Source organism: Nocardiopsis listeri (genome assembly GCF_020741345.1).
Lineage (GTDB): Bacteria > Actinomycetota > Actinomycetes > Streptosporangiales > Streptosporangiaceae > Nocardiopsis > Nocardiopsis listeri_A.
The window spans coordinates 1-7,235 of record NZ_DYZD01000335.1 but is presented as its reverse complement, the minus strand read 5'-3'; the positions used below and the strand labels follow the sequence as shown (position 1 = coordinate 7,235).

Here is a 7,235-nt window from a genome sequence, read left to right as displayed (position 1 = left end):
CAACACCCTGGCGTTCCTGGCCCCGCACAGCGGGTACGCCGCCCGTGGGTCCCGCGGACAGCAGGTCCAGGAGTTCAAGGCGATGGTGAAGTCGCTGCACGAGGCGGGCATCGAGGTGCTGCTCGACGTGGTCTACAACCACACCGCCGAGGGCGATCACATGGGTCCCACCCTGTCCTGGCGGGGCATCGACAACCTGGGCTACTACCGGGTCGCCGACGAGGACCAGCGCTACTACCTCGATTACACGGGCTGTGGCAACAGCCTCAACGTGCGGCACCCGCACTCGCTCCAGCTCATCATGGACTCGCTTCGGTACTGGGTCCTGGAGATGCACGTGGACGGGTTCCGCTTCGACCTGGCCTCGGCACTGGCCCGGGAGTTCCACGACGTCGACCGGCTGAGCACGTTCTTCGACATCGTCCAGCAGGATCCGGTGATCTCCCAGGTCAAGCTGATCGCCGAACCCTGGGACGTGGGCCCGGGCGGTTACCAGGTGGGCAACTTCCCACCGCTGTGGACCGAGTGGAACGGCAAGTACCGGGACACCGTGCGCGACTTCTGGCGTGGTGAGCCGGTCAAGGGCGAGCTGGCCTCCCGGTTGGCCGGGTCCAGCGACCTGTACCAGGACGACGGGCGCCGCCCCGTGGCCTCGATCAACTTCATCACCTGCCACGACGGCTTCACCCTGGCCGACCTGGTCTCCTACGACCACAAGCACAACGAGGCCAACGGGGAGGGGAACCGGGACGGCACCAACGACAACCGTTCCTGGAACCACGGGGTGGAGGGGCCCACCGAGGACCCGGCCATCCTCACCCTGCGTCGCAGGCAGGTCCGCAACCACCTCGCCACGCTGTACCTGTCGCAGGGCGTGGTGATGCTCTCGCACGGCGACGAGGTGGGACGCACCCAGGGCGGCAACAACAACGCCTACTGCCAGGACAACGAGATCTCCTGGATCGACTGGGAGGGCGCGGGCCTGGCCGGGGAGTACCCGGAGAACGACCTGTTGGACTACGTGCGCGAGCTGGCCCGGCTGCGCAGGGAGCATCCGGTGTTCCGTCGCCGCCGGTTCTTCCGAGGCAGCCCGGTGGAGGGCGGTCTCCCCGGCGAGGGGTCCGGCCAGGACGGGCTGCCCGACATCTCGTGGCTGCGCCGGGACGGGTCGGCCATGGAGGGCGGTGACTGGAACAGCACCGATCGCGCCCTGGGCGTGTTCCTCAACGGGGACGCCATCACCGAGCCCGACCCGCGGGGACGCACGATCCGGGACGACTCGTTCCTGCTGCTGCTCAACAGCGGCCCGCAGTCGGTGGAGTTCAAACTGCCCGGGACCGAGTACGGAATGGCCTGGGAGACGGTCCTGGACACCGCCGAACCGGACGTGGGCGGGCGTCCGTTCGTGACCGCGGGATGCCCGGTGCGGGTGATCGACCGCGCCCTGATGTTGCTGCGACGCGTCTCGCCCCACCACGGCTGAGGCGCGGCCCGGCCCCTCTCGGCAGCGCCCGCACGCGCGCCGGGAGGGGCCCGGCCCTTCCGATCCCTCTAGCCTGATGAGCATGTCGAACACTCACGCCGCGGGGAGCTCCGAGCCCGCACGGCTCCGCGAACTCCTCCCCGACCCCGAGCACACGGACGTACGACCGGAGGAGGCCTACGCCTACCCCACCGACCTGACCCGGCCCTGGGTGCGCGCCAACATGGTCGCCAGCGCCGACGGTGGCGCCGTCGGGCCTTCGGGGCGCAGTCGCGACATGTCCTCGGAGCCGGACCGCAGGGTGATGGCGGTTCTGCGGGGCCTGTGCGACGTCGTCGTGGTGGGCGCCTCGACCGTCCGGCACGAGGGGTACAAGCCGGTGCGCCCGCGCGAGATCTGGGCGGAGCTGCGCGCGGGCCGACCCGCCACGCCCCGGATCGCCGTGGTCTCACGAACCCTGGAGATCGACGACGAACTGCTCACCACGGCCCCCGACGACGCCCGCACCCTGGTGTTCACCGTCGAGAACAGCCCCGCCGACCGGCGGGCCTTCGTGGCCGAGCACGCCGACCTGGTGGTGGTCGACGAGTACTCGGTGCGGCCGCGGCACATCCTCGACGCCCTGTCCGAGAGAGGTCTGTACCGGGTGTTGACGGAGGGAGGTCCACACCTGCTGGCGGAGTTCGTGGCGGCGGACCTGCTCGACGAACTGTGCCTGACTGTGAGCCCGCACCTCCTGGGCGTGGGATCGCCGCGAATCGTGGCGGGAGGGCCACCGGTTCCGGGTGTTCCGGGCGTGGACACGCAGCGGACCACCCCGCTACGGCTGGCGCACCTGTTGGAAGCACAGGGCAACCTGTTCACCCGTTACCTCAGGGACTGAGGGGGTTCCCCGCGGGAGCCGCCATAACCGCTGTGTTTCGGTCACCCCACAATGACGCATGAACCATCCCGCAACCGGACATACCCGTGGTGTGCCATCCACTGAAAACGCTGTGACCGGACACACCGCATCAACGGGGCTCACCGGTGTGGTCCCCTGGGCGAGAGGATGAACGTAGTGCCGACGGCCGCAAACGGATCACCTCCGGTCTACCGGGAGATAGCCGAGGAACTTCGAGCACAGATCCGCTCCGGACGGTACGCCGACGGCGACCGCCTTCCCGGGGAGAACACCCTGATGGAGCGTCACGGGGTCGCCAGGGCGACCGCGCGTCAGGCGCTCTCCGTACTGATCAACGAAGGCCTGGCCGTGGCGGTCCGCGGCTCGGGCATCTACGTCCGTCTGTTCCGTCCCCTGCGAAGACACGGCGCCCGGCGTCTGTCCAAGGAGCTGTGGGGCGGAGGGCGGGCCATCTGGCAGACCGACAGTGAAACCCGCGGCTACGAGGTGGAGGGCCTCGTGGTCGAGGAGGTGGAACCCCAAGGGCACGTCCTACGCGCCCTGGACCTACCGGAGGGATCCACGGTGTTACGTCGTTCCCGGCGCTACCTCGTGGACGGTAGACCGGTGCAGAGCGCCGTTTCCCACTTGTCTCCGCGTTCTTGGCGGGGGCGGGAGACCTCCGACGCCGCGCGACGCCTCAGGGCCCACGACAGCGGGCCCGGCGGAATCTACGCCCGATTGACCGACCTCGGGAGCGGACCGGCCCACTTCACCGAAGAGATCCGGGTCCGCATGCCCACCCCCGAGGAGACCGTCGAACTGGAGTTGTTCCCCGGTACCCCCGTCATGGAGGTGGCGCGCACCGCGCTGACCGCCGACCATCGTCCGGTGGAGTTCAACGAGATCACCATGGACGGCTCCGCGTACGTCCTCCAGTACGACTTCGACGCCTGACCGTTCCCACTCACCCCCGCGGCGCCCCGACCCCCGGCGCCGCCCCCGCACACACTGGAGGGGCCTCGTGGTGAGGCCCCTCCATCATCGTCTTCACCCGTGGGTTTTCCGTCTTCCTCGTGCCTCTAGCGTCGGCGACGCTGTCGTCTGGAGGCGAAGACCAGGTACGCCAGCGGTAGGAACACCAGTCCCACCGCCAAGGCCCCCGCCGCGGCGAACAGCATGGCGTCGGACGAGGTCATCGCCCACTGCGCCATTCCCGCTCCCAGGAGGACCGCCACCGCCACCGCGGCGACGGCGATCGCGCCGAAGAGCCAGGTCAGCCCTCGGTCGCTCCAGGGTTCGGGGCGCGCGTGGTCGATCCCCGCCAGCGTGGCGCGGACACTGAGCTCGGCGGCCCAGCGCAGTTCCCGTCCCACGGTGGCCGTACCGTCGGTGACGACCCGGGCCCGTGCGCGGGCCCCCGCCGTCGCCTGGTCCAGCCACCACAGTCCGTATCGAACCCTTCCAACGCGCAGTGGTCGCCGACTGACTCCGAGTGCCTGTTGAGCTGTAACAGCCATGCCACCTGCCTCAGTACACCTCGACCACTGACCCCTGCTCTGGCCCGTACCCGCCAAGATCACCACCGAACGTCGCCGAGGGGTGAAGATAGGTGCATGTAGCCCCTAAGGATGATTTACCTATCTCCGAGTCGATCGTCCGATTCCATCCGGTTCGGCCTCCGGTCCGCATCGTGGCCCGATTCCGGGTAGCGTCATCACCATGGCTGACGCATCGGACCAGGCACCGCGTTCCAACGACGGAGCCGCACAGGACCTGCCCACGACCGAACAGGAGTGGCGCGAGCGCCTGGACCCCATGGAGTACGCGGTACTCCGTGAGGCCGGCACCGAGCGCCCCTGGACCGGCGCCTATGTCGACACCAAGACCGCGGGCGTCTACCGTTGCCGGGGATGCGGGACCGAACTGTTCCGCTCGGACGAGAAGTTCGACTCCCACTGCGGGTGGCCGAGCTTCTTCGACCCGGCCGACTCCGAAGCCGTGACCTTGCACGAGGACGAATCCCTCGGCATGGTCCGTACCGAGGTGCGGTGCGCCACCTGCCGCTCCCACCTGGGTCACGTCTTCCGTGGCGAGGGGTACGACACCCCCACCGACGCCAGATACTGCATCAACTCCGTCGCGTTGTCCCTCGAACCCACGGAGTAGGCTTACCTTTTCGGTTCGCCGGGTATCCCGTGGCCATGGCCATGGCGGGGTCTTCCGCATCCGACCGATTCCCGCCCCCGCGGGATCGGGGATAATCTCACCAGCGCACCGAAGCTCGGCCCTTGGTCGAACGGAAAGCCGCGCGCGGCGGGGATACCTCCCCCCGGTGACCGTGCACCGCCCTGTTCACCCGTACGGGGCACGCCCCTCACAGCGGTAACCGATGTGCGGGCGAACAGACCGACCCGTGACGAAAGCGCCCCATGACCGACGACTCACCTTCCTCATCCGTCTCCCCACGGCCACCGGCCCGACCCCGCATGGGCATGGCCCAGGGCTCGGCCCCCTGGCTGGTACCGGCGTTGGGCGCCGCCGGCGCCGCGGCCTTGGCCGCGCGGGGCTCCAGGGCACGGACCCTGGCCGCCGTACCCGTGATCGCGCTCGCGGCGGGGATGACCTGGTTCTTCCGTGACCCGGAGCGCGGCCCGGCCACCGGGCGTGTGCTGTCCGCGGCCGACGGTGTCGTCCAGAGCATCGACCCGCAACCCGACGGGCGTACCCGGGTCGCGGTCTTCATGAACCCCCTCAACGTGCACGTCAACCGTGCCCCCCTCGCCGGTGTCGTGACCGGCGTCGAGCACCGCCCCGGGGGATTCCGTCCCGCCTTCGACAAGGACAGCGAGCGTAATGAACGCGTCATCTGGACCCTTGAAACCGAGATCGGTGAGATCACGGTCGTTCAAATCGCCGGCGCGATGGTCAGGCGTATCATCCCGTATCTCGCTTCGGGGCAGAAGGTCGAACAAGGCGAGAGGATCGGTCTCATCCGGTTCGGGTCACGTGTCGACGTCTACCTTCCGCGCGGGGTCGCCCCGGCGGTGGAGATCGGCCAGAAGGTCCGCGCCGGGGAAACCCGTCTTGACGCCGACTGACACCACCGGTGCCTCCGATGCCGGTGAGGTCTCCGAGGAGGCACCCAGGCTCCGTCTGGGAGTCGCCGACTACCTGACCCTGGGCAACGCCCTGTGCGGTTTCCTGGCCGTGTGGGCCCTGGCCGGAGCCCAGAGCGCCCACGTGGCCTCCGGGACCGTCGGTCCACTGCCCAAGGCGGCGTTGGCCACGGTGGTGGGCCTGATGATGGTGGCGGCCTCCCTGGACGTGCTCGACGGTCGCGTCGCCCGCAAGTGGGGCGGCAGCGGCATGGGCGCGGAGCTGGACAACCTCGCGGACGTGATCAGCTTCGGGGTCGCGCCGGCGTTCTTCTTCCTGGTGTGGAGCACCACCGCCACCGAGGGGTCCGTGTGGCCCTTGGTCGGCGCGAGCGCCGTGCTGCTCGCGGTGATCGTACGGCTGGCCCGCTTCTCCTGTCAGGCCCCGGGGGCCGACTACTTCACCGGCCTGCCGTGCCCGTTCGGGGCGATGGCCGTGGTGACGATCGTCCTGCTGGACCCGCCGGTCGTCGTCGGCATGGCCGCGACGTTGCTGGTGGCCTGGCTGATGGTGAGCCGCATGGAGTACCCCAAGCCCAAGGGCCGCAAGGCCTACGTGGTGCTGGGGATGCTCGCCGGCGGCGTGCTCCTCATGATCGCGTGGGGGCTCGGCCTGCCCGCCGGTGACGTGCTCATCTACCTGGCGAGCGCCATGGTGCTGGTCTTCATCGTCACCGTCCCGTTCTACGTGATCGCCACGCGGCGAGATGCCGCCGCTCCCCGGCCGGAGACCTCGCCCATCGAGTAGGTCCCCCCACCCGGACCCGAGAACGACGAGAGGGGGACCCCGCGCTCCAACGGAGCGCGGGGTCCCCCTCTTCGTGCGCGGACCCTGATCCGGTTACGGCAGGGAGGCGACCAGCTCGGCCGCGCTCTTGCGACGGCCGCTGTAGAAGGGGATCTCCTCACGGGTGTGCACGCGGGCCTTGGCACCGCGCAGGGTACGCATCAGGTCCACGATGCGGTACATCTCGTCGGCCTCGAAGGCGAGCAGCCACTCGTAGTCGTTGAGACCGAACGAGGAGACCGTGTTGGCCCGCACGTCCGGGTACGGAGCGGCCATCCGACCGTGCTCGGCGAGCATGGTGCGACGCTCGTCCTCGGGCAGCAGGTACCACTCGTAGGAGCGCACGAACGGGTAGACGCAGATGTTGTCGCGCGGCTCCTCACCGGCCATGAAGGCCGGCACGTGGCCACGGTTGAACTCGGCGGGGCGGTGCAGGCCCATGACCGACCACACCGGGGTGGAGGCGCGACCGATCCGGGTGCGCCGGAAGTCGGAGTAGATGTCCTGCAGCTGGTCGGAGCTGTCGGCGATCCACCAGAACATGATGTCGGCGTCGGCCCGGTAGCCCTGCACGTCATAACTTCCACGCGTGGTGACGCCCTGTCCGGCCGCCTTGTCGAGGAGCGCCTGGAGCTCCTCCGCGGCGGCGGCGCGGTCCACGCCATCCAGGCTGTCGACCTTGAAGACCGACCACATGGTGTAGCGGATGATCTTGTTGAGGTCGGTCCCGTCCTGCGTGATCGACTCGTTCTGCCGGCCTGTCACGGGTTGACTCCTTGATCGTTCGTTTCCTCGGCGCTTCCCGCGCCGCGGCTGGTGTGGCTGTGGTCGATGAGCGTGTCGGCCAGACGCGCGGCCTCGCGGCCGGCGTCGGCGACACAGGCGGGGATGCCCACTCCCCCGTAGACGGCGCCGCACACGCCG

At 69.3% G+C, this 7,235-nt stretch carries 8 protein-coding genes and 1 pseudogene; 6 read left to right on the top strand and 3 right to left on the bottom strand.

All coding sequences use genetic code 11. The annotated features are described in order from the left end of the window. The 3 genes from glgX to K8V84_RS17975 form a co-directional block, all read left to right on the top strand. A partial coding sequence (gene glgX, locus K8V84_RS17985; protein WP_304076378.1) for a glycogen debranching protein GlgX occupies positions 1–1,483 on the top strand: 1,483 nt, incomplete at its 5' end. An 82-nt stretch (positions 1,484–1,565) separates the two neighbouring features. Beyond that, positions 1,566–2,366: a pyrimidine reductase family protein gene (locus K8V84_RS17980; RefSeq protein ID WP_304076377.1), complete on the top strand. Its 801-nt coding sequence runs from the start codon at positions 1,566–1,568 to the stop codon at positions 2,364–2,366. 168 nt (positions 2,367–2,534) lie between these two features. Then, the gene (locus K8V84_RS17975; protein WP_304076376.1) at positions 2,535–3,323 is read left to right on the top strand and encodes a GntR family transcriptional regulator; all 789 of its coding nucleotides are present in this window, start codon (positions 2,535–2,537) and stop codon (positions 3,321–3,323) included. A gap of 125 nt (positions 3,324–3,448) precedes the next feature. Here K8V84_RS17975 and K8V84_RS17970 read toward each other — a convergent pair whose 3' ends face one another. Next, complete coding sequence (locus K8V84_RS17970; protein ID WP_304076375.1) at positions 3,449–3,886, bottom strand: hypothetical protein; 438 nt, start codon at positions 3,884–3,886, stop codon at positions 3,449–3,451. 202 nt (positions 3,887–4,088) lie between these two features. Here K8V84_RS17970 and msrB point away from each other — a divergent pair, with 202 nt between their 5' ends. From msrB to K8V84_RS17955, 3 genes are all read left to right on the top strand, one after another. Next, positions 4,089–4,535, top strand: a complete 447-nt coding sequence (gene msrB / locus K8V84_RS17965) for a peptide-methionine (R)-S-oxide reductase MsrB (protein WP_304076374.1) — start codon at positions 4,089–4,091, stop codon at positions 4,533–4,535. 263 nt (positions 4,536–4,798) lie between these two features. Then, entirely contained in the window at positions 4,799–5,467 is a 669-nt protein-coding gene (locus K8V84_RS17960; RefSeq protein WP_304076373.1) for a phosphatidylserine decarboxylase, read from the top strand. Then, entirely contained in the window at positions 5,454–6,272 is an 819-nt protein-coding gene (locus K8V84_RS17955) for a phosphatidylcholine/phosphatidylserine synthase (RefSeq protein WP_304076372.1), read from the top strand. The genes K8V84_RS17960 and K8V84_RS17955 overlap by 14 nt, the downstream gene beginning before the upstream one ends. 93 nt (positions 6,273–6,365) lie before the next feature. Here the strand turns inward: K8V84_RS17955 and hemQ are convergent, their stop codons facing one another. Both hemQ and K8V84_RS17945 read right to left on the bottom strand, forming a co-directional pair. Continuing rightward, positions 6,366–7,076 (bottom strand): hydrogen peroxide-dependent heme synthase, encoded by a 711-nt coding sequence (gene hemQ / locus K8V84_RS17950; protein ID WP_304076370.1) that lies wholly within the window; start codon positions 7,074–7,076, stop codon positions 6,366–6,368. Next, positions 7,073–7,235, bottom strand: a pseudogene (locus K8V84_RS17945) (protoporphyrinogen oxidase); the annotation flags it as partial. The pseudogene K8V84_RS17945 and the gene hemQ, both read right to left, overlap by 4 nt.